This window comes from Pseudomonas sp. LBUM1664 (assembly GCF_059695895.1).
Map to the genome: position 1 here is coordinate 2470988 of NZ_CP166791.1, position 23087 is coordinate 2494074.

Genomic DNA, 23087 nt, shown 5'->3' on the forward strand with positions numbered 1-23087 from the left:
CGATCTCAAAAGCAATTCATGCAATCAACCAAACCCGACAATCGCCTTGATCTCGAGAAACTCCTCAAACCCATGCACACCGTACTCACGCCCATTCCCTGAGCGCTTGTACCCACCAAACGGTGCCATTGGGTTCCACGCCGGGTAATTCAAAAGCACTTGCCCGGCGCGGATGCGCGAGGCAACGGCGCGTGCAAGCTCAAGGTCCTGGCCCTGTACATGGGCGCCGAGCCCATAGACGGTGTCGTTGGCGATGGCGACCGCTTCGTCCACCGTGTCATAGGGGATGATGCACAGCACCGGGCCGAAGATTTCTTCCTGGGCGATGCGCATGGCGCTGTCCACCTGGGAGAAAACAGTCGGTCGGGTGTAGAAGCCTTTTTCGAAGCCCGGCACACGTCCGGGGCCGCCACAAACAAGTTTTGCGCCCTCGCTCAGGCCCACCTCGATCATGGTTTGCACCCGATTGAACTGGGCCTCATTGGCGATGGGGCCGAGTATCGTTGCTTCCGATTGTGGGTCACCCACGATGATCGCGCTGGCGGTTGCGCCAGCCAACGCTTCGACTTCCGCCAAGCGGTTCCTGGGCACGATCATTCGGGTCGGTGCGCTACAGGACTGGCCGACGTTGCGGAACGCCGACATCACCCCCGGCGGCACGGCTTTGGCGAAATCGGCGTCGGGCAGCAGCACGTTCGGCGATTTGCCGCCCAATTCCTGGGTGACGCGCTTCACCGTAGGGGCGGCGGCCTGGGCTACCAGCGCGCCCGCGCGGTTTGAGCCGGTGATGGAGATCATGTCGATGTCGGGATGCGCCGCCATGGCCGCGCCGACTTCGGCACCGCTGCCGTTCACCAGGTTGAAGACGCCCGCTGGAAGACCTGCGTCATGCACCAGTTGGGCGAAGAGAAGGGCGCTCAGCGGTGACAGTTCACTCGGTTTCAAAACCACGGTGCAGCCGGCGGCAATCGCCGGGGCGACTTTGGCGGTGATCTGATACAGCGGCCAATTCCACGGCGTGATGAGGCCGCAGACGCCGATGGGTTCGCGGTCAATGGCAGTGCCGTTCTCGACCTTGCGAAAAGCATAGGTGGACAGCAGGTCACGGGCCACCCGCACGTGTTCGGCCGCGAGCGGCACTTGCATGGCCCGTGCGAAGCCGATGGCCGCGCCCATTTCCATAGACAGCGCCTGGGCAAGCGTTTCTTTGCGCTCGAGGATCAGCTCGTGGATTTTCCCAAGGACCAAGGCGCGGGAGGCTGCCGGGGTCGCGGACCAGCCGGGAAACGCTGCACGCGCCGCCGCAACCGCCCGGTCGACGTCCTCGCTGGAGCCTCGGGCGACCTCGGCGACAACCTCTTCGGTGGCCGGGTTGACCACCGGCAGCGTTGCCGGATGCGTCGGGGACGACCAGCGGCCATTGATATAAAACTGCTGGGAGGTTTGCGGGTCGACGCTGTAGCTGTTCGAAGATTGGGTGGTCATCCAACGGGCTCCCTGGAGCGGTAATGGCGCAACCGGCGGTAGATCGGTGTGCCGTATCTGCTCAATAAACTAACAAAGCGGCCCGAATGGCATGTGCCGTTCTTGACCTCGGCAAAGGATAATCTGCTGTATCTGCCGAGCTAACGTTGCAAAACATCTGCATCCGTTTCAGGGCACAAAAACGTCCACTTGTTAACCGATGGCTTGAGTCACCAGGGCAAACTGCTGGATGCCACCGCTCGATTGCGCAGGTGTGCCACGGACCATGCGTGGTGCTTTATCGACGCACTGCAAACCCAGGCTTTCCACCCAGGGGACCAGCCCGCAATCGGCCGGAACGTCAATGCGCACGAATGCGTCGGGTATCAAGCGCAGCAGGTGGGTAATCATGTCCTGGGCCTGTTCGAGGTTCTGTGCGACCACCGGGCCGATGACATGGCCACGGCCAAAATGCCGGAGCAGCGCAATGCCTTGTAGCTGCCCATCGACGTCGATTCCGACCCTGTATTGGGCGACCGGGAGCAGGTCATTGAGGACGACGGTGCGGTCCAGTCCGCTGCCGGCATTGGCCAGTTCGATCAACCTCGGGTAATCATCCGGGGTCAAGATCCGACAAACCGAGGAGGAGGGCGCCGGTAGCTGCGCAATGCCCTGATGCTGCTGGATGCGAGCGAAGTCTACGAACCCCAGGCTTGCGTAGAGCGGCGCGCCAGAGACGGTGGCATTGAGGATCGGCGTACGTGAGCCGACGGCATCCAGGCACAGGTTCATCAGACGACGACCGATGCCTTTGCCCTGGTGTTCATCACTGACGATCACCAGCCCGATGGAGGAATAAGCACCCTGGTGGCAGGCGAATGCCACACCCACCAGTCGACCCTCGTATTGCGCGACAAAACCTTCGGACGTGCGTTGCACCATGGCCCAGTCTTCCTCGCGATGGGGCCATTTCAGGTGCACGCAGAGGGCGTGGGCAGCGGGGATGTCGGCGGCGGTGACAGGGCGATATTGATAGACAGACATGGCGCTTGCTCGCAGGTAATGAAGGGTTCAGACAAGTTTTCCGGTGCTTGGAATGCTTGCAAATTGAGACGCTGCAGGGTTATCCGGTTCGGTAAAACGGCGAATATCGAAGGGGCTGATCAAGGTTCGGGTGCTGCCGGTGCTGATCAATTCGGCCATGACATCGCCGACCCCTGGGCCGAGTTGGAAGCCATGCCCACAGAAACCAAAGGCATAGAACAGACCGTCCACCTTGCCGCTTGGGCCCATGATCGGCAGCGAGTCCGGCGTATAGCTCTCGATACCGCTCCACACACGGATGATGTTGAGATTCCCGGCCCCTGGTAGCAGGCGACTCATTTGCTGCATTTGGTTGAGCAGACTTTCCGGTTTGAAGTAGGCGCGACGGTTGATCATGTCCGGTTTGCAACGGTTGCCACCGCCGATGATGATGTTGCCCCGGGGGATCTGCCGGAAATAAATCACCTCTTCCTTTATTTTGGTAAAAACCCCGATCACCGTCGGCAAGGCGTAGGGCACTGGCTCCGTGACCGACATCTGGGGACCATTGGCTTGCAGTGGCACGGCTTCGCCAAATTGTTCGGACAGCTTTGCCCCCCAGGCGCCCGCGGTGATAAGCAGTTGCTGCGCGATGAAAAGCTGGCCATCGGTGGTGGTCACTTGGAATTCACCATTCACCTTTTGCACTTGGGCGACTTCGGTACGTTCTCGGATGCTCGCCCCGGCGCGGGTTGCCGCGCGGGCAAATGCCGGTGCCGCCAGGCGCGGGTTGGCGTGGCCGTCGTGAGGTGCGTAGGAGCCACCCTTGACCTCCGGGCCGAGGAACGGGAAACGCTCGTGCAAGGCCTTGCCCGTGATGATCTGCAAGTCCAGTTCGCGGGCCTCGGGGGCGGCCGCGTAGGCTTCAAGTTCGGCGATCTCGTCCTCACGATAACAGACGCGCATATGACCGCTGGGGATGAATTCCAGGTCATCGCCGATCAACTCGGGAAGCCGTTTCCATAACCCGTATGAACGGTTGGACAGTTCCAGTTGACCGAGGAATCGGCCTTGGCGCCTCACGTTGCCAAAGTTCACGCCGCTGGCGTACTGGCCGACCAGGTCGCGTTCGAGCAAAGTCACCGAGTGTCCGCGCTGGCGCAGGAAAAACGCCGACGCCGACCCCATGATGCCGCCGCCGATAATCAGTACATCGCTTTTCTGTGGCTTCATGATGTTCTCTCGATGGACCTCAGTGGCCGATTGTGAAACTGATTCATTGTGGCGAGGGAGCTTGCTCCCGCTGGACTGCGCAGCAGGCCCTTCTTGTGAGCGCTTCGCACTCAAGCGGGAGCAAGCTCCCTCGCCACAGGTTCATTTGATGCCCTAAGGAATAGCGTCCGCACACGCCAGCGCTTGGATTTCGATCAGGTATCCATGATGCAGGGCCGGGACTGGCACCACCGCGCGTGCTGGCCGGTGTTCACCCAAATAGCGGGCGTAGATCCGGTCGAAAGCGGGCCAGTGTTCGATGCCGGCGACATAGACCGTCACCTTCAAAAGGTCGTTCGGACCCCGGCCAGCCTCTCGGAGAATCGCCATCAGATTCTCCAGGGCGATGGAGGCCTGCACCTCGAAGGGTTGGTCGACACTGTGGCTGCCGTCGGCGCGTACTGGCAGTTGTCCGGACACATACAAAACCCCCTGGTGCGACACCGCTTGGGCGTAATGCCCGCCCGGAGCGGCGGCGTGGGGGGTGTGAATCAACTCGAACTCACCAGCCATGCAGACGACTCCACGTGTGTATTTCGCCCGTGGCGTCACAGGCGCAGTAATGAGGAAATTGCGCGCCCGTCGCACAGGCATGATTGGGCAGGATGCGCAGGCGGCTGCCAATCGGGAAGCGCACTGTGATATCGACATCCTCGGCGTTTTCAAGGGTGATGATGCCGTGCTCCTGGTTGGCGCTGGTGAGCAACGCGCCCTCGATCCAGTCGCCGGCCTCGGTGCACACCTGCCCGTAGCCGAAGTCGCGTTGCTGGCGCTGTGTACCCCGATCACGACTCATGGCCATCCAGCCCGCATCAGTGATGATCCAGTCTTTGTCTTTCTGATGACCGATGACGGTGGTCAGCACACTCAGCGCCAACTCGTGCGCTTGGCAGACGCCAATGTTGTGCATCACCAGATCGAAGAACACATAGACACCTGCCCGAACCTCGGTGACGCCTTCCAGGCTCAGCGCCGACAATGCCGTGGGCGTCGAGCCGATGCTGACCTGCGGGCAGGCCAGCCCGGCTTCGCGGATGCGTTGGGCAGCGCTGACGCAGACGTAGCGTTCCTGTTCGGCCAAGGCTTGCAGCGCTTGGGGCGTGTCGAGTTCGTAGCTGGATCCGGCATGGGTCATCACGCCGCACAGCTGCATGCCCCCCTCGCTGAGTATCCGCGCGATGTCGACGAGCGAGTCGTCTTCGACCCGCAGGCCGGACCGATGGCCGTCGCAATCGATTTCGATCCAGACGTCGAAACCTTCGTCGTGTTGTTGACCGAAATCGACGATGGCCTGCGCCGCCGTCATGCTGTCCGTCAGGATGCTCAGGCGGCACCCTTGGCGCCTGAGCGCCAGGGCCTGAGCCAGTTTGCCGGGTGCGATGGCCACGGCATAAAAGATGTCCTGGATGCCTTCGGCGAAACAATGCTGCGCTTCCTTCAAGGTGGAAACGGTGACACCGCTGGCGCCCGCCGCGAGCTGCGCCTGAACCACTGGCAGGCATTTGCTGGTTTTGATGTGGGGACGCAAACGCACGCCCAAAGCATCCATGCGCTGCTGCATGCGGCGGATATTGCGCTGCATTCGCGGCACGTCAATGAGCGCGACGGGGGTATCGAGGGAGGCAATGGAGGCTGGCATGAACAGGGCTCGGATGGCTGGGAACAGGCTCGACTCTACTCAGCCGGCGTGAAGCTGTGGTTCAATGCAGTGTCATCAATCATTAAGTTGAACTGAATGATCACCATCGAAGACCTGCGTATGGCCGTGACACTGGCGCGCTCCGAATCTTTGAGTGCCGCCGCCAGGGCGCTCAACGTTTCGCCACCGGCGCTGTCCATGCGCTTGCGCAAACTGGAGACACTGCTTGGCGTGACCTTGGCCAACCGCGATGCCCGGCGCCTGAGTCTCACCGCCGACGGCGAGCGTTTCTCCCGTCAGGGCGCGCTGCTGCTGGAACAGCTGGAGGCGCTCCCCGAGTCCTTCAAGCAGCAGGACGATCAACTGGTCGGCACCCTCAGGCTGGCGGCGCCGTTTGGGTATGGACGCCAACGCATCGCGCCGTTGCTGGCGCGTTTTGCCAGGTTGCATCCACAGCTGTGCCTGCAGCTGGATCTGCGGGAAACGCCCTGGCCCGATCGTCACGACAGCGATGCGGTGATTCACATTGGCACTCTCAACGACAGCCTGTGGGTCGCCCGGCCCCTGACGCAAAACAACCGCTGGTTATGCGCGAGTCCCACCTATCTGGAGCAGTACGGCACGCCCTCATCGCCAGACCAGCTCGCCGAACACCGCTGCATTTGCATTCGCGAAAACGATGAGGATGTCACGCTGTGGCATCTGCGTAATGAGCAGGGGCGCAAAACACTGCGCATCAAGCCTGCGCTGCTGAGCAACGATGGCAGTGTGGCCCGGCGCTGGGCAGAGCAAGGCCTGGGGTTGGTGCTGCGTTCGCAATGGGACGTCAGTAAAGCCATCGCGGATGGCAGCCTGGTACGGGTGCTCGCGGATTGGCAATTCGACAGTGCCCCGATCAATCTGCTGGTGCCCTCGCGCAAACTTCGCAGCGCACGGGTGCAGGCCCTGGTGAGCTTTCTAGAGGCTGAATTGAAAGCCTGAATAAAAGGTACGTCGGCCCCAGTGGGCACTGATCCTGCGTTCACCCCAGAAACAGTGTGGGAGCGGGCTTGCTCGCGAAGACGGCGGCACATCCAATATCGATGCAAGCTGACCCACCGCAATCGCGAGCAAGCTCAGCTCCCACAGGGGATTTGTGGTGAACGCCGGATCTGCGAACACCCAAGAACCCATGTGGGAGCAAGGCTTGCCCGCGATGGCATCGGCACATTCAACACGAATGCAAGCTGACCCACCGCTATCGCTAGCAAGCCCGCACACAGGGGATTTGCGGTGGGCACCAATCCTGCGTTCACTCCAGAAACAGTGTGGGAGCGAGCCTGCTCGCGATGACGGTGGTACATCCCACAGCAAATGCTGAAGCGGCCCGGTTCCGGGCGTAGATTCTGCCGCAGGGAGGCCTTTACGGGGGTGGTTTTCGCACCATAACTGCCCGCAAAGGCACAGAAATACGGGCGCAGCGCCCGTGTCTGGAGCATCCCGCAAAGTCTGCTGAGCGAACCCTGCAAAACGGTGGTTTGTACCAAGCGGCCGGTATTTTTAACCGTTTATCCACGGTCTCATGGTGTTGTAATAAAAACGTGCTGCAGCGTTGCACCGATGCTTCACGAGCGGCGTCAATGTTTGCCTCGTCATGCCTTCAACAACAATCCAGGACCGTACTCATGAGCTTTCTTCGACCCAAGTACATCACCTTCGACTGCTACGGCACGTTGACCAATTTCCAGATGGGCACCATGACGCGCGAGCTGTTCGCCGATCGTGTCGATGCCGGGCAGATGGACCAGTTCGTCAAGGATTTCTCCGCTTATCGTCTGGATCAGGTGATGGGCGACTGGCGGCCGTACGATGAAATCATCAAGACTTCCCTGATGCGTGTCTGCAAGCGTTGGGGTGTTGAATATCGGGGTGAAGGCCAGCTCTATTACGACGCCGTACCCACCTGGGGCCCGCATGCCGATGTGCCGGCTGGTCTTTCGAAAATCGCCGACAAGATTCCCCTGGTGATTTTTTCCAACGCGATGGACGAGCAGATCATGTCCAACGTGGCCAAGCTCGGCGCGCCTTTCCATAAAGTCTTCACCGCCCAGCAGGCTCAGGCCTACAAGCCGCGCCTGGCAGCCTTCGAGTTCATGCTCGATAACCTCGGCTGTGGGCCGGAAGACGTCCTGCATGTGTCGTCGAGCTTCCGTTATGACCTGATGCCGGCTCATGACATGAAAATCAAGAACAAGGCTTTCGTGGCCCGTGGTCATGAACAACCGGCCAATGCCGTGTATGGCTACCACCAGATCCCGGACATCGGCGGATTGGCCGGCCTGGTCGGGCTCTGAGTTCAGCGCACTCTTCAAGGTGAAAGGGGTTAGACATGGGCAGTGAGTCGTATTGGCTCGATACCGCACCGGCCTTCATGGGTGCTCAGCTCGGCGGGTTGCCCGCGCAGGTCGATGTCGCCATCGTCGGTGGTGGTTTCACCGGTCTGGCCGCGGCCCGGGCCCTGGCCTTGAAGGGGGCCAGTGTGGCAGTGCTGGAAGCGGGAAGGGTGATTGGCGAGGCGTCGGGGCGCAACGGTGGGCATTGCAGTACCGGCGTTGCCCAGGATTACGTGGCACTCACCGCCAGCCTCGGCGCAGACAGAGCGCGTGCCTATTACCAGGCCTATGAAAGCGCCGTGCAGAGCGTCGTCTCGCTGGTGGAACAAGAGCAGATTGCCTGCGACCTCAAGCGCAACGGCAAGCTCAAACTGGCCGCCAAGCCGATGCACTACGAAGGACTGGCGCGCACCTGTGAACTGATCCGCAAGGAGGTCGACGCCGACGTCGAGTTGCTGTCAGCGCAAGAGACCCGGGCGGAGGTCAATTCGGCCCAGTTCCACGGTGGCCTGCTGCAACGCAACGGCGTGCAAATGCATGTCGGGCGCTTCGGTGTCGGCCTGGCCGAGGCGGCAGCCCGTCACGGCGCGTTGATCTTCCAGGGTGTGGCGGTAAAGGACTGGAAGGCCAGCGCCAGCGGCTATCAAGTCAACACCAACAAGGGTGCGCTGCACGCTTCGCAAATTTTGCTGGCGACCGGCGCATGCCAGCAGGGCGGCTTGGGTTGGTATCGGCGCCGAATCGTTCCGGTGGGCAGTTTCGTAGTCGCCACCGAGGTGCTCCCCAAGACGCTGATCGACGTCCTGCTGCCGGAACGGCGCTCCTATGTCACCAGCCGCATGATCGGTAACTACTTTCGCCTGACCCCGGACAACCGTCTGCTGTTTGGCGGCCGTGCGCGGTTTGCGATGTCTGACAGCGTTTCCGACGCCAAGAGCGGCAAGGTGCTGCAAGCGGCGATGGTGCAGATGTTCCCGCAGTTGGCCAAAACGAAAATCGACTACTGCTGGGGCGGGTTGGTGGACATGACGTCCGACCGTTTACCCCGGGCCGGTCAGCATGGAGGGGTTTATCACTCCATGGGCTACAGCGGCCACGGTGTGCAGATGTCGGTGCACATGGGGCAGGTCATGGCCGAGGTCATGGCCGGCAAGGTCGAGGCCAACCCTTGGCGCGAACTCGACTGGCCGGCTATCCCCGGGCATTTCGGCAAGCCCTGGTTCCTGCCGCTGGTAGGCGCGTATTACCGTCTGCAGGACTACCTACACTGAGTTTCATGGCGTTGTTTGGCGTTTCATCTACGTTGCGTTAATCGTGCGCAACCGAGCCCTTATCATTTGCGAAAGGTAGAACCGACATGACTGACAAGAAAAACAGCATCGACGGCCAGTTGATTACTGGCACAGAAAGTCTGCGTGTTTTCGAAGGGCTCAATCGCGGCATGTCACGCCGCAATGCATTGCAGATGTTGGGGCTGGCGGGCGTAGCCGTGGCGGGCGCCGGCAGCTTGTTCGGCGCCGCCGGCAAGCTGTTTGCCGATGAAGAGGCAAGCCCTGGCAAAGGCAAGCCTGGTGGGCGCATCCGTGTCGCCGGCATCTCCAGTTCCACCGCCGATACCCTGGACCCGGCCAAAGGCTCATCGTCCACGGACTACGTACGCCATTACATGTTCTACAACGGTCTGACACGTTTCGACAGCCACATGGTGCCGCAACTGGAGCTGGCCGAACGCATCGACACCACCGACGCGACGCTCTGGGTGATTACCCTGCGCAAGGAGGTGACCTTCCACAACGGCAAGGGGCTGACCGCCGCTGACGTGGTGTTTTCCTTGCTGCGGCACAAGGACCCGATCACCGGCTCCAAGGTCCTGCCGCTGGCAGAACAGTTTTCCGAAGTCAAAGCCACTGGCACCCATGAAGTGCAAATACAATTGAGCGGCCCGAACGCTGAACTGCCGTCGATTCTTGCCGTTTCCCATATGCTGATCGTCCCTGAGGGCACCAGCGACTTCAGCCAGGGCGTCGGTACCGGTCCGTTCAAGGTCAAGGAATTCAAGCCGGGGGTGCGTTCGATTGGTGTGCGCAACGCCAACTACTGGAAACCGGGTTTGCCGTACCTGGACGAGATCGAATTCATCGGCATTGCCGACGAACCGTCCCGGGTCAACGCGCTGTTGTCAGGCGATGTGCAGATCATCAACGAGGTCAACCCGCGCTCCACGGTTCGCATCAAGGCTAGCAGCACCCATCGGGTCGTAGACTCGCCGTCGGGTAACTACACTGACTTGATCATTCGTCAGGACCAGATGCCAGGCCAAAGCCCGGAGTTCACCCAGGCCATGAAATTGCTGCTGGACCGGGAACAGGTCAAGTCGGCGATATTCCGTGGTTTCGCCCGGGTCGGCAACGATCATCCGATTGCGCCCGGCTCACGTTTCTACAATGCCGACTTGCCACAACGCACTTACGATCCGGAGAAGGCGCGCTTTCTGCTGAAGAAGGCGGGTATGGAAAATATCAGCATGCCGCTGATGTGCTCGCCGGCCGCCACCGGTTCGGTGGACGTTGCCGTGCTGCTGCAGCAATCGGCCAAGGAGGCCGGGCTCAAGCTCGACGTCAACCGCCTGCCGAGCGATGGTTACTGGTCCAACCACTGGGCCAAGCACCCACTGAGTTTCGGCAATATCAACCCACGGCCCAACGCCGACATGATCTTCTCGCAATTCTTCCAGTCGACCGCGCCGTGGAATGAATCCGGCTGGAAAAACCCGCAGTTCGACCAGTTGTTGGTCCAGGCTCGGGGAGAAACCGACGAGGCCAAGCGCGGCAAGCTGTACGCCGACATGCAGACCCTGGTGCATGACCACAGCGGCATCGGCATCCCCGTGTTCATCAGCAACATCGATGGCGTCGACCAGCGTGTCAAAGGCTATGGCACCAACCCGCTGGGTGGTTTCATGGGCTACATGTTCGCCGAGCAAGTCTGGCTGGACGCTTGATGAGCGTTGTTTGGCTGCGTGACATGGCACGAGGGGTAGGGTGATGAATAGCAACACACTGTGGCTGATCGGCCGGCGCCTGGGCGCTGCGCTCGTGACCCTGTTGATCGTATCGATGGTGGTGTTCGCCATCACGGCGGTTTTACCCGGAGACGCGGCGCAACAGTCCCTCGGACAATTCGCCACGCCTGAACAGGTGGCGGCGCTGCGCGTGAAAATGGGCCTCGATCAGCCTGGAGTGTTGCGTTACCTGCACTGGTTGATGAACCTGCTCAGCGGCGACATGGGCGTGTCGGTATCCAACGCCACGCCGGTCAGTGAGCTGATGGCTGGACGGGTGCCCAACACCCTGATGCTGGCGGCCGCCACGGCGCTGGTGTCGGTGCCGGTGGCCTTGATCCTGGGCATCGGCTCGGCGATGGGCCGCGGTGGTCGCATCGACGGCTTCCTGAGCTTTTTCACCTTGACGATGGTGGCGGTGCCGGAGTTCCTGGTCGCCACCCTGGCGGTGCTGATTTTCGCAGTGAACCTGGGCTGGCTTTCAGCGCTGTCCTATTCCAGTGAGATCACCTCACCGCTGCAATTCATGCGCACCTACGCCTTGCCGGTCATGACGCTGTGTTGCGTGATCGTCGCGCAGATGGCGCGCATGACCCGGGCGGCGGTGATCGATCAGCTCGACAGTGCCTATGTGGAAATGGCCCGTCTCAAAGGCGTGAGTGCGGTGCGGGTGGTCCTGCGCCATGCCTTGCCCAACGCCATCGGGCCTATTGCCAATGCCATCGCCTTGAGCCTGTCCTACCTGCTGGGCGGAGTGGTGATCGTCGAGACCATTTTCAACTATCCCGGCATCGCCAGCCTGATGGTCGATGCCGTGACCAACCGCGACATGGCGTTGGTCCAGGCCTGCACCATGTTGTTCTGCACGGCGTACCTGACATTGGTGCTGATTGCTGATTTGTGCGCGATCCTTTCCAATCCGAGGCTGAGAAACCAATGAACAATCTCATGGTGAAATCGCCGCCTGCGGCGCCCGAGCTGGGCTTGGGCAAGGTCTCCCATAGAACGTCCTGGCTGGGCCTGATTGGGGCCGCGATGTGTGTGTTCTGGTTGTTGGTGGCCATTTTTGGGCCGTGGCTGGCACCGCACCCGGTGGGGGAAGTGGTCTCTGACAACGTATTCGACAGCTTCAGCGCTGCTCATCTGTTAGGCACCGATTACCTGGGGCGTGACATGCTCAGCCGGATCCTGGTGGGGGCACGCTTCACCGTTGGCCTGGCGTTGGTGGCGGCGGTGCTGGCCAGCGGGCTGGGCACCGGTTGCGCGCTGCTGTCGGTGGTTTCGCCGAAGTGGCTGGATGAGCTGATCAGTCGCCTGATGGACGCTTTCATTTCGATCCCGAGCAAGATGCTGGCGCTGATCATGGTTTCGGCGTTCGGCTCGTCGGTGACCCTGCTGATTTGCACGGCGGTGCTGAGTTTCACCCCGGGCGCGTTCCGTATCGCCCGCAGCATGGCAGTGAACATCGAGGCCCTGGAATACGTGCAAGTGGCCCGTACCCGTGGCGAGCGACGGCTGTACATCGCTTGCGTGGAAATCCTGCCCAACATGCTCAACCCGGTGCTGACTGACCTGGGCTTGCGCTTCGGCTTCATTGTGCTGCTGCTCAGCGGCATGAGTTTTCTCGGTCTGGGCGTGCAGCCCCCGGATGCGGATCTTGGCTCGCTGGTGCGTGAAAACATCGGCGGCCTCAACCAGGGCGCACCGGCCATTGTGATTCCGGCCTTGGCCATCGGCACCCTGACCATTGGCGTCAATCTGTTTATCGACCGACTGTCTTCACGGCGCAATCGACGTACGGGAGGCCATTGATATGAGCGAATTGATCCGAGTCGAGAACCTGCGCGTGGTCGCTTGTGGCGAGCGCGGTGAGGTGGAGATCGTCAAGGGCGTGAGTTTTTCCCTGGAAAAAGGTGAAGTGCTGGCGCTGATTGGCGAATCCGGCTCCGGCAAAACCACAATCGCCCTGGCGCTGCTCGGTTATGCCCGGCGCGGTTGCCGCTTGGCTGGCGGCGTGGTGCAGATCGGCGAGCACGACATGCTGGCCCTCAATGAGCGTGAGCTGCAAGGCCTGCGCGGCAATCGTGTGTCGTACATCGCCCAAAGTGCCGCCGCGGCGTTCAACCCGGCCAAAAAACTTATCGACCAAGTGGTGGAAGGTGCATTGATTCATGGCTTGGGCAGCCGGGCCACGCTCGAAGCCAAGGCCATCGAATTGTTCCGCGATTTGGCATTGCCAGACCCCGACCGCATTGGTCAGCGTTACCCCCATCAAGTGTCCGGCGGGCAACTGCAGCGGGTGATGGCGGCCATGGCGCTGATCAGTGACCCGCTGCTGGTGGTGCTCGATGAGCCGACCACGGCCCTTGATGTGACGACCCAGATCGACGTGTTGCGCGCCTTCAAACGGGTGGTGCATGAGCGGGGCGCGACGGCGGTCTACGTGTCCCACGACCTTGCAGTCGTGGCGCAAATGGCCGATCAGATCGTGGTGCTCAACGGTGGGCAGATCTTTGAACAGAGCGCCACCGCGCCGTTACTCAAGGGGCCGGCTCATGCCTACACCCGCAGCTTGCTGGCGGCGGCGCGGCCGGATGCGACGATTCGTCCGCCCAGCGGTGTGGCCGAGGACACGCCGCTGCTGACCATCAAAGGCTTGACCGCCGGCTACGGCAACAAGAATCAGCACGGCATGCCGTCGATCCGGGTACTTGAAGAGATCGACCTGACCGTGCGCAGAGGCCAGGCCATCGGTGTGATTGGTGAATCGGGCTCGGGTAAATCAACCCTGGCCCGGGTGGTCGCCGGGTTGCTGACCCCGGCCCTCGGCGGGTTGACGTTTGATGGCCAGCTGCTGGGCGGCAGCCTGTCCGAACGCACCGACGAGCAGTTCCGACGCATCCAGATGGTCTTCCAGAACGCCGACACCGCGCTCAACCCGATGCACAGCGTCAGCACCATCCTGAGCCGGCCGTTGAAGATGTATTTCGGCCTCAAGGGCGCGGCGCTGCGTGAGCGCATCGGTGAGCTGCTGGATCTCGTTCGTTTGCCGCGCGCGATGGCTGAACGCCGCCCGAGCGAACTCTCCGGCGGGCAAAAGCAGCGGGTCAACCTGGCTCGGGCGCTGGCGGCCAAGCCGGATTTGATTTTGTGTGATGAGGTGACCTCGGCGCTCGATACCGTGGTCGGCGCGGCGATTCTCGAACTGCTGCGCGACCTGCGCCAGCAGCTGGGGGTTTCGTACCTGTTCATCAGCCACGACATCTCCACGGTGCGAGCGCTGTGCGATGACATTGTGGTGATGTACAGCGGCCACAAGGTTCAGGCGGGCACACGGCAATCGTTCGCCCAGGCGCCATTTCATCCCTACACCGACCTGTTGATCCATTCGGTGCCGGAGTTGCGCCAAGGCTGGCTGGAAACGTGTGGCGCCACGACGTGCGGCACCCTCCCGCCCTTGAGCGCAAGGGCCAATGCGCCGGGGCTGTGCACCTTCCTCAATCGGTGTCCGGTGCGGGTCGACGGCCTGTGTAACCACACCGCGCCGCCTCGGCGAGTCATCGACGGCGGCAGTGAAGTTCTCTGTCATCACGACAGTGGCGAGTTGCTCAAGACCCAACAGGATTCAAACAGCATGATCGTGGGAGCCTACGCATGAACGGTCGTTTCGTGAGGTTGGCCGAACAGGGCCGGCCCATCGTCAAATTGAAAGTGGATGGTGCACCTATCGAGGCGTTGCAGGGCGACACGCTGATGGTCGCCTTGCTGACCCAGGGCCGGGCGTTGCGCCAATCGGAATTCGATCCGGGCAGTCGTGCCGGTTTCTGTTTGATGGGCGCCTGCCAGGATTGCTGGGTCTGGACCCGCAGCGGCGAACGCCTGCGTGCTTGCTCCAATGAAGTGCGCGAAGGGCTGGACATCATCACCACACAACCGGAGGCGATATGGCCACTGCGCGGCTGAGCACTCATCGAGTCGTCATCGTCGGCGCCGGCCCTGCCGGCATACGGTGTGCCCAGACCCTGGTCGCGGCGGGCATCAAACCGATCCTTATCGACGAGAACCGTCGCGATGGCGGGCAGATCTACCGTCGTCAGCCTGAAGGGTTCACGCGCAACTACGCCACGCTGTATGGCACCGAGGCGGGCAAAGCCCTGGACCTGCACGAAAGCTTCGACCGCCTGCGCCCACAGATCGACTATCGCCCGGACACCCTGGTGTGGAACCTGACGCCCGGGCAACTGTGCTGCGTCAGCCAGGGCATATATTCGACGGTGGATTACGACGCGCTGATCCTCTGTACCGGCGCCACCGACCGTTTGATGCCGATTGAGGGTTGGCAATTGGGTGGTACTTACAGCCTCGGCGGGGCGCAGATTGCGCTCAAATCCCAGGCCGTCTCCATTGGCCATCGCGTGGTGTTCATGGGCAGCGGACCGCTGTTGTATCTGGTCGCCAGCCAATACCTCAAGGCCGGCGCCAACGTGGCGGCAGTGCTGGACACGTCGCCGTTGAGCAAGCGCATCAAAGCGTTGCCCAAACTCATGGCGCGCCCAGGACTGCTGTTCACCGGCATGAAACTGTTGGCGCAGTTGTATCGGGCGAAAGTCAGGGTGCACCTGGGCATCTCACCGCTGCAAGTGCTGGGCGAGGCGGCCACCGGGGTCAGTGGCGTGCGCGTACGCACGGCCGGCGGTGAGACCTTGACGGTGGCGTGCGACGCGGTGGCGCTGGGTTATCACTTGCGCCCGGAAACCCAACTGGCCGACCTGGCGGGCTGCCTTCTGCGCTTCGACGAGGCGTCAGGCCAATGGTTGCTGGACACGGACGAAGAGGGCCGGACTTCGGTCAGCGGTGTCTATGCCGCGGGCGATGGTTCGAAGATCCGTGGCGCTGATGCGGCCGAACACGCCGGGTGCCTGGTCGCCATGGCGTTGTTGAGCGATCTGCACCAGCCGGTGGACGCCGCGCACGTCGCCGAGCAGCACCGGGCGCTCAAAGTCATGGATGATTTTCGTCTCGGTCTGGCCCAGGCGTTTCCCTGGCCTGCGGCGCAAGCCAAGGCACTGCCGGACGAAGCCATCGTCTGCCGTTGCGAAATGATCAGTGCCGGCGAGTTGCGCCGCACTGTCAGCGAAAAGGGCGCCTGTGAAGTCAACCGCGCCAAGGCTTTCAGCCGGGTCGGCATGGGCCGCTGCCAGGGACGTTATTGCTCCCAGGCCGGGGCTGAAGTGATTGCCGCAGCAGCCGGCGTCAACGTGCAAGAGGTGGGCCGGCAACGTGGCCAGGCACCGGTCAAACCGCTTTCGATGCTCACCCGGGAGGTGACCTCATGACGGCACACAAAGCTGATGTGGTGATCGTCGGCGGCGGGCTGATGGGGTCGGCGGCGGCGTTTTTTCTGCGTCAAAGGGGCCGGTCGGTGATCTTGCTGGAACGTGACCAGATCGGTCAGTACGCCAGCGGCGTGAACTTCGGCAACGTGCGGCGCCAGGGGCGTTATCTCGGTCAGCTGGAATTGGCGAACCGTTCCTGGGCACTGTGGAAGCGCCTGCCGGAGCTGATCGACGACGACCTGGAGTTCATTGCCAGCGGGCACATGCGTGTGTGCTATCGCGAAGATGAAATCCCTGAACTCGAGGCCTACGCGGCAGCGCCCGAAGCGGCACAGCTGGACTTGAAGATCTATCGTGGCAGCGAACTGCACGCGCGTTTCCCATTCCTGGGCAAGGACGTCAAAGGCGGCTCTTATGCCCCTCACGATGGGCACGCCAACCCACGTCTGGCGGCCCCGGCGTTTGCCAGGGCCGCCCGGCGACTCGGCGCACGCATCGAAGAGCGGACCGAAGTGGCCGAGGTGCAGAAGATCGGTGACGGATTCAGCGTCACCACCACCGATGGCCGCCAGTTCAGCGCCGAGCAGCTGTTGATTACCGCGGGCGCCTGGGGCCAGAAACTCTCGGCGCAGTTCGGCGAGCCGGTGCCGTTGGACACCCACGGCCCACAAATGGCCGTCACCGAACCGGTCCCTTATGCCTTGCCGACAGTGATTGGCGTCTTCACCAAGATTCCTGAAGAAGTGATCTATTTCCGTCAAATTCCACGGGGCAACATCGTCATCGGCGGCGGCTATCGCAGCAAGCCGGACATGCTCAACCGCCGGGCCTATGTCGAGCCGCGCAGCATTCTCAACCAACTGGACCAGATGCGGCGCCTGCTGCCAGGTGTCGGCAATCTGAACATCATTCGCGTGTGGAGCGGCATCGAAGGTTATCTGCCTGACTCCCTGCCGGTGATGGGGCCCAGTGGCACTGTCGATGGGTTGTTTTATGCTTTCGGTTTCTGCGGTCATGGCTTCCAGCTCGGCCCGGGCGTCGGCGACGTCATGGCTGAACTGATCGGCACCGGCAGCACCAGCACGTCGATCGAGCCGTTCTCTATCCGCCGGTTCGCCCTTTCAGCCGAGCAACGGAGCAAGGCCTCATGAAACCCCGGGTTTTAGCCATTTTCGAACGCCTGCTGGCGTTTGAAACGGTCTCTTCAGAGTCGAACATGGCCCTGATCGAGTACGTGCGCGATCTGTTGCTGAGCAAGGGCATCGAGTCGCTGATCGTCAAGGACGAAAGCGGCAAGAAGGCCAATCTTTTCGCCAGCACTGGTCCGCGGGAGTTGCCGGGGATTTTGCTCTCCGGGCACACCGACGTGGTGCCGGCGGCGGGGCAGGCCTGGACTGTCCCCGCGTTCCAGGCGACGCTGCGGGATGGCCGGGTCTACGGTCGTGGCAGCTGTGACATGAAAGGGTTTATCGCGCTGGCCATCGACACCCTGCTTGATGCCGCTGACCATTCGTTGAGCCGACCGCTGCAACTGGCACTTTCCCACGACGAAGAGATCGGCTGCGTGGGTGTCCGCCGTCTGCTCGACGTGCTTCACCTGGCGCCAGTGCGGCCGTTTTTGTGCGTGATCGGCGAGCCGACCAACATGCAATTCGTGCTCGGACACAAGGGCAAGGGCTCTTATCGTACCTACTGCCGTGGCCTGGAGGCGCACTCGTCGCTGGCGCCGCGTTCGGTCAACGCGATCCACGTGGCCTGCGATTTCATCGCCGCGTTGCGCCAGAGCCAGCAGCAGTTGCAAGAGCAGGGCGCCCAGGATACGGACTACGACGTGCCCTACAGCACCGTGCATGTCGGGCAGATTGTCGGCGGTAAGGCGCTGAACATCGTGCCGAACCTGTGCACCCTGGATTTCGAAGTGCGCAACCTGCCGGCCGACGATCTGGATCAGTTCCTGGAGCAACTGCGCGAGCGCGCCGAAGTGATCGTACGCGAGGCCAAAAAGCTCTCCAGCGTCGCAGATATCGAAATCCAGACCCTCAACGTCTATCCGGGCCTCGATACCCACCCGAGCGTCGAAGCCGTGCGCTTCCTGAAAAACTTCGCCGCCCCAGACACCGGCACCGCCAAGGTGTCTTTCGGCACTGAGGGCGGCTTATTCAAACAGCGCCTGGATGTGCCAGTAGTGGTCTGCGGCCCGGGCTCCATCGAACAGGCGCACAAGCCTGACGAGTTCATCGAAATCAGCCAGATGGAAGCGGGGGAGCGGTTTCTGGAGGGGTTGCTCGGCTCCTTGAAACTCTGAGCCATACACCGAATTAATGTGTGAGCACCCCTGTGGGAGCAAAGCTTGCTCGCGATGAACGATGACACGGTTTTAGTGTTGCCTGATCCACCGCAATCGCGAGCAAGCTTTGCTCTCACAGGGTTCGGTCTTCGGTAGAGCCTGCCGTCTCGCCATGAATTACAGCATCCAACACTGCCCAAAATCCGCTTTCAGCATCCTGCTCCGCGGCATCTCCTTAGACTGGAAATACCTCGGAACAGGACACGACCATGCTCAAGAACCAATTGAAAGACCCCAGCCTCTTAGCAGACCTGGCCTACGTCGATGGGCAGTGGATCGCTGCTGACAGCGGCACGACCCTGGACGTCATCGATCCGGCGACCGGCGAAGTGCTCGTCCGTGTGCCGGCCATGCAGGGCGTGGAAACCCGGCGTGCCATCGAAGCCGCCGAGCGTGCCTGGCCGGCATGGCGCGCGCGGCCTGCGGCAGAACGTGCTGCGCTGTTGGACCGTTGGTATCAAGCCATGGTCGACAATCTCGACGACCTGGCGCTGATCATGACCTATGAACAGGGCAAGCCGTTGAGCGAAGCTAAGGGTGAAATTCGCTACGGAGCCGGTTTCGTCAAATGGTTTGCCGAAGAGGCCCGGCGGGTTTATGGCGAGACCATACCGGCGCCCAGCGGCGACCGTCGCCTGTTTACACTCAAGCAACCGGTCGGTGTTTGCGCGGCCATTACGCCGTGGAATTTCCCCAATGCGATGATCACCCGCAAATGCGCACCGGCCTTGGCGGCGGGTTGCCCGGTCATCGTCAAGCCCTCGGACCTGACGCCCTTGTCGGCGCTGGCACTGGCGGTGCTGGCCGAGCGGGTCGGGATTCCGGCCGGGGTGTTCAACGTCGTGACCGGCATGCCCGCCGGCATTGGCGAAGAACTGACCGGTAACCCGACAGTGCGCAAAATTTCCTTTACCGGCTCCACGGCGGTCGGGCGACTGCTGATGCGTCAGAGCGCCGAACACATCAAGCGCTTGAGCCTGGAACTGGGCGGCAACGCACCGTTCATTGTGTTCGACGACGCGGACCTGGAGCAGGCCGTGGCCGGCATCATGCTCAGCAAGTTTCGCAACGCCGGCCAAACGTGTGTGTGCGCCAACCGCATTCTGGTGCAGGACGGTATTTACGAACGTTTCGCCGAGCGCCTGGTGGAGGAGGTGGGCAAGCTCAAGGTCGGCAATGGTCTGGACGCAGACGTCATGATCGGCCCGCTGATCAACCTGGCGGCGGTGAACAAAGTCGCCCGGCATATCGACGATGCGTTGAGTCAGGGCGCGCGCCTGCTCTGTGGTGGTGTTCCCTCAGGCGACAGCCAGTTCGTCCAGCCAACGGTGCTTGGCGACGCCCACGCCGGCATGTTGCTGGCCAGCGAGGAAACCTTTGGCCCGGTTGCCCCGCTGATGCGCTTTACCACCGAGGAGCAGGCGCTGGCCCTGGCCAATGCCACACCGTATGGCCTGGGGGCTTATTACTTCACCCAGGATCTGCGCCGTTCATGGCGATTCGGCGAGGCGTTGGAATTTGGCATGGTTGGCCTCAATACCGGGATCATCTCCATGGAAGTCGCGCCATTTGGTGGCATCAAACAATCGGGGCTGGGTCGTGAGGGCAGTAAATACGGCCTGGATGAATACCTTGAAGTCAAAGCCTTCCACATCGGTGGGCTGTGATGCGGTCAGCGTTTGAACAGACACTAGGGAACCACGATTGATGAGCAGAGCATTTCGAATCGCCGCTATCGCCGGCGACGGCATTGGCAAGGAGGTCCTGCCTGAAGGGCTGCGGGTATTGGAGCAGGCTGCGAAAAAGTGGCAGTTGGCGCTGAGTATCGAAGTGCTCGATTGGGCCAACTGCGACTACTACCTGGAGCATGGGCAGATGATGCCCAGCGACTGGTTCGAGCAGCTCAAAGGCTTTGATGCGATTTACTTCGGTGCCGTGGGCTGGCCGGACAAGGTCCCGGACCATATTTCCCTGTGGGGTTCGCTGCTCAAGTTCCGTCGCGACTTCGATCAGTACGTGAACATCCGCCCGGTGCGCCTGTTTCCAGGCGTGCCGTGCCCTTTGGCCGGGCGCGAGCCGGGGGACATCGATTTCGTCGTGATCCGCGAAAACACCGAGGGCGAATATTCCTCCGTCGGGGGCAAGATGTTCGAAGGCACCGAGCACGAATTCGTGCTTCAGGAGTCGGTGTTTACCCGGCGTGGTGTCGACAGGATTCTCAAGTTCGCCTTCGACCTGGCCCAAACCCGGCCGCGCAAACGCCTGACGGCGGCGACCAAGTCCAACGGGATCTCCATCAGCATGCCGTATTGGGACGAGCGCACGGCGTTGATGGCTGAGCAATACCCCGATGTGAAGTGGGACAAACAGCACATCGATATTTTGTGCGCGCGCTTCGTTTTGCAGCCGGACCGCTTCGATGTGGTGGTGGCGTCAAACCTGTTCGGCGACATCCTGTCCGACCTGGGCCCAGCCTGCGCCGGCACTATCGGCATTGCACCGTCGGCCAACCTTGATCCGCAACGGCGCTTCCCGTCGCTGTTCGAACCGGTGCACGGCTCGGCGCCTGACATCTATGGGCAGAACATCGCCAACCCGATTGCGATGATCTGGTCCGGCGCGTTGATGCTCGATTTCCTGGGTAACGGTGATGAGCGTTATCGCGCAGCCCATGACGGGATTCTCAAGGCCATCGAGCAGGTCATTGCCCAAGGGCCAATCACCCCCGACCTGGGCGGGCAGGGCTCAACCCAGGATGTCGGCATGGCCATCGCCGCAGCGCTTTGACGCTTCACGCGGCTGGGAAACCTGACTAACCTGCGACACCTTTTGCCCGCTCACACTGCGGGCTTTTTTTGTTCTGGGGTTGGCCGCAGGATTCACATCCACCAAAAATCCCCTGTGGGAGCGAGCCTGCTCGCGATGGCGTCGGCGCTACTATTTAACGACGTAGACCTTGCGCACATAGACGCTGCTTTTCCAGGCACAAGGTGCATCCAGGGGCACGAACACCGTATCGCCGGTGTTTATCGTCAGATCGCTCCCGTCGGCTGTCTGTAGGGTGACGCGGCCTTCGAGCAGGTGCATCAGTTCATGCAGTTTGTGTGGCCGGGATTGGCGGGTGTAGGGCGTCGAATCCCAGACACCGATGCGTAGGTTGGTCGCCTCTTCGACAAACAGATTGTGCGAGCGACATTGCGGCGTCGGGCTGAGCAGAATGGCTTCATCAGGTGCCGCTGATGGCGAAAGCAGGGTGTGTGCAGGGAGCGCTGTGAGCCCGGGATTGCTTGTTTCAGCGAGCTGGGTATCGGCACAGAATGCCCAGAGAGACTCGGGTTGCGCTTCGACCAGCAGCGACGTGCCGCGGGCGATCACTGCGCTTTCTCCTGGCTTGAGCTGCAGCGTTTGCGCCTGGCTGCGCAGCGTAACGCCACCGGCATGCACCACGATCGTTTCGCTGAAAGGGTATTGATCGACGCTGAATCGACCGCCCGCCCGGACCACACCGGCAGCCATACCCTGTGTCCCGGCATAAGCGATGAGTCTGTCGAACGGATCGTTGGCCGACAACGATCCGGGGGTGAATGCGGTTGAGGCGAGGCTGCCGTCGGCGTGAGCCAACAGCACTGCAGTGGGTTCGAGCATGAAGGTGATTCTCCAGCAAAACGTTGATAAAGCTCAGGATTTTTTAGCCAATGGCCTGGGTTACCAGCGCGAACTGTTGCACTGCGCCGCTAGCCTGCGGGGGAGTGCCGCGAGCCATTTGGGCGACGGTGTCGACGTGCTTGAGCCCGGCCTCTTCCAGCCAAGGGGCCAGGCCGCTGTTAGAAGGGATGTCAATGCGAACGAACGCGTCCGGTACCCGAGCCAGCAGCACCGCGATCAAGTGCCTGGCCTGCTCCGGGTTTTGGGCAATGACCGGGCCGATGCAGCGACCTCGGCCGAAGGGGCGCAGCAGTGCAAAGGCGCACAATTGGCCGTCCTGTTCTATGCCCACTGAATGTTCAACGACATCGAACAGGTCATTCAGCACGGCCTGTCGGTCCAGGCCACTGCCGGCATTGGCCAGTTTGATCAGCTCGGCCTGATCGGCTTCGGTCAGCGGGCGGCAGCGCTCGCCAGCCGTCAGGTCCTGGGGTGCGAGCGCCAGCGCTTGCCCCTGATGTTGTTGGATATGCCCAAAATCAACGAAGCCTTGGCTGGCATACAGTGGGGCGCCGGCCAGCGTCGCATTGAGTATGGCGGTCCGTGATCCGCAGGCCTCAAGCGCCAACTCCATCAGCCTGCGACCGATTCCCTGGCCCTGGTACTCATCATCGACAATCACCAGGCCAATGGTGGCGTAGCGCCCCTGCGCACAGGCAAATGCGGTACCGATCAAGCGCTTTTGGTCATCCACGACAAAACCCTGGGCGACGCGCTGCAACATCGCCCAGTCCTCCAGGCGATGAGGCCATTTCAACTGCACAGACAAAGCGTGCGCCGAGGGTACATCGGCCGCGGTCATGGGCCGATAGAAGTAGGTAGGGCGTTGCGAAATGGACATGGCAGATCCCATTGAAAAAGCACGTAG

At 61.7% G+C, this 23087-nt stretch carries 20 protein-coding genes; 13 read left to right on the top strand and 7 right to left on the bottom strand.

All coding sequences use genetic code 11. The features are described 5' to 3' along the window. Positions 1–24 precede the first annotated feature (24 nt). From ACA047_RS11655 to ACA047_RS11675, 5 genes are all read right to left on the bottom strand, one after another. The gene (locus ACA047_RS11655) at positions 25–1485 is read right to left on the bottom strand and encodes an aldehyde dehydrogenase family protein (RefSeq protein ID WP_497359327.1); all 1461 of its coding nucleotides are present in this window, start codon (positions 1483–1485) and stop codon (positions 25–27) included. A gap of 192 nt (positions 1486–1677) precedes the next feature. After that, complete coding sequence (locus tag ACA047_RS11660) at positions 1678–2508, bottom strand: GNAT family N-acetyltransferase (RefSeq protein ID WP_497359328.1); 831 nt, start codon at positions 2506–2508, stop codon at positions 1678–1680. Between the two features lie 27 nt (positions 2509–2535). Further along, positions 2536–3720 (bottom strand): NAD(P)/FAD-dependent oxidoreductase, encoded by a 1185-nt coding sequence (locus tag ACA047_RS11665; protein WP_497359329.1) that lies wholly within the window; start codon positions 3718–3720, stop codon positions 2536–2538. 153 nt (positions 3721–3873) lie between these two features. Next, positions 3874–4272 carry a RidA family protein gene (locus tag ACA047_RS11670; RefSeq protein ID WP_497359330.1) on the bottom strand — a complete coding sequence of 133 codons (399 nt, stop codon included), beginning with the start codon at positions 4270–4272 and terminating at the stop codon, positions 3874–3876. Continuing rightward, entirely contained in the window at positions 4262–5398 is a 1137-nt protein-coding gene (locus tag ACA047_RS11675) for a DSD1 family PLP-dependent enzyme (protein WP_497359331.1), read from the bottom strand. The genes ACA047_RS11670 and ACA047_RS11675 overlap by 11 nt, the downstream gene beginning before the upstream one ends. A gap of 96 nt (positions 5399–5494) precedes the next feature. Here ACA047_RS11675 and ACA047_RS11680 point away from each other — a divergent pair, with 96 nt between their 5' ends. From ACA047_RS11680 to ACA047_RS11740, 13 genes are all read left to right on the top strand, one after another. Beyond that, complete coding sequence (locus ACA047_RS11680; protein WP_497359332.1) at positions 5495–6379, top strand: LysR family transcriptional regulator; 885 nt, start codon at positions 5495–5497, stop codon at positions 6377–6379. 683 nt (positions 6380–7062) lie between these two features. After that, a complete protein-coding gene (locus ACA047_RS11685; protein WP_497359333.1) occupies positions 7063–7731 on the top strand; it encodes a haloacid dehalogenase type II in 669 nt (222 codons plus the stop codon). A gap of 35 nt (positions 7732–7766) precedes the next feature. Beyond that, entirely contained in the window at positions 7767–9041 is a 1275-nt protein-coding gene (locus ACA047_RS11690) for an NAD(P)/FAD-dependent oxidoreductase (protein WP_497359334.1), read from the top strand. 86 nt (positions 9042–9127) lie between these two features. Then, on the top strand, positions 9128–10771 hold the full coding sequence (locus tag ACA047_RS11695; protein ID WP_497359335.1) for an ABC transporter substrate-binding protein: 1644 nt from the start codon (positions 9128–9130) through the stop codon (positions 10769–10771). 43 nt (positions 10772–10814) lie between these two features. Continuing rightward, positions 10815–11771, top strand: coding sequence for an ABC transporter permease (locus tag ACA047_RS11700; protein ID WP_497359336.1), 957 nt, complete (start codon positions 10815–10817; stop codon positions 11769–11771). Further along, on the top strand, positions 11768–12643 hold the full coding sequence (locus ACA047_RS11705; RefSeq protein ID WP_497359337.1) for an ABC transporter permease: 876 nt from the start codon (positions 11768–11770) through the stop codon (positions 12641–12643). Before ACA047_RS11700 ends, ACA047_RS11705 begins: the two co-directional genes overlap by 4 nt. A gap of 1 nt (position 12644) precedes the next feature. After that, positions 12645–14489, top strand: a complete 1845-nt coding sequence (locus ACA047_RS11710) for an ABC transporter ATP-binding protein (protein ID WP_497359338.1) — start codon at positions 12645–12647, stop codon at positions 14487–14489. Further along, positions 14486–14794, top strand: coding sequence for a (2Fe-2S)-binding protein (locus ACA047_RS11715; protein WP_497359339.1), 309 nt, complete (start codon positions 14486–14488; stop codon positions 14792–14794). The genes ACA047_RS11710 and ACA047_RS11715 overlap by 4 nt, the downstream gene beginning before the upstream one ends. Further along, positions 14776–16167 (top strand): FAD/NAD(P)-dependent oxidoreductase, encoded by a 1392-nt coding sequence (locus ACA047_RS11720; protein ID WP_497359340.1) that lies wholly within the window; start codon positions 14776–14778, stop codon positions 16165–16167. The genes ACA047_RS11715 and ACA047_RS11720 overlap by 19 nt, the downstream gene beginning before the upstream one ends. Then, a complete protein-coding gene (locus tag ACA047_RS11725; RefSeq protein ID WP_497359341.1) occupies positions 16164–17318 on the top strand; it encodes an NAD(P)/FAD-dependent oxidoreductase in 1155 nt (384 codons plus the stop codon). Before ACA047_RS11720 ends, ACA047_RS11725 begins: the two co-directional genes overlap by 4 nt. Next, entirely contained in the window at positions 17315–18472 is a 1158-nt protein-coding gene (argE, locus tag ACA047_RS11730) for an acetylornithine deacetylase (RefSeq protein ID WP_497359342.1), read from the top strand. The genes ACA047_RS11725 and argE overlap by 4 nt, the downstream gene beginning before the upstream one ends. 251 nt (positions 18473–18723) lie before the next feature. Further along, positions 18724–20181: an NAD-dependent succinate-semialdehyde dehydrogenase gene (locus tag ACA047_RS11735; protein WP_497359343.1), complete on the top strand. Its 1458-nt coding sequence runs from the start codon at positions 18724–18726 to the stop codon at positions 20179–20181. Positions 20182–20221: 40 nt separating this feature from the next. Beyond that, complete coding sequence (locus ACA047_RS11740; protein WP_497359344.1) at positions 20222–21301, top strand: tartrate dehydrogenase; 1080 nt, start codon at positions 20222–20224, stop codon at positions 21299–21301. Between the two features lie 150 nt (positions 21302–21451). Here the strand turns inward: ACA047_RS11740 and ACA047_RS11745 are convergent, their stop codons facing one another. Together ACA047_RS11745 and ACA047_RS11750 are read right to left on the bottom strand one after the other, a co-directional pair. Further along, on the bottom strand, positions 21452–22159 hold the full coding sequence (locus tag ACA047_RS11745; RefSeq protein WP_497359345.1) for a cupin domain-containing protein: 708 nt from the start codon (positions 22157–22159) through the stop codon (positions 21452–21454). Between the two features lie 43 nt (positions 22160–22202). Next, positions 22203–23060 carry a GNAT family N-acetyltransferase gene (locus ACA047_RS11750; protein WP_497359346.1) on the bottom strand — a complete coding sequence of 286 codons (858 nt, stop codon included), beginning with the start codon at positions 23058–23060 and terminating at the stop codon, positions 22203–22205. Positions 23061–23087 lie beyond the last annotated feature (27 nt).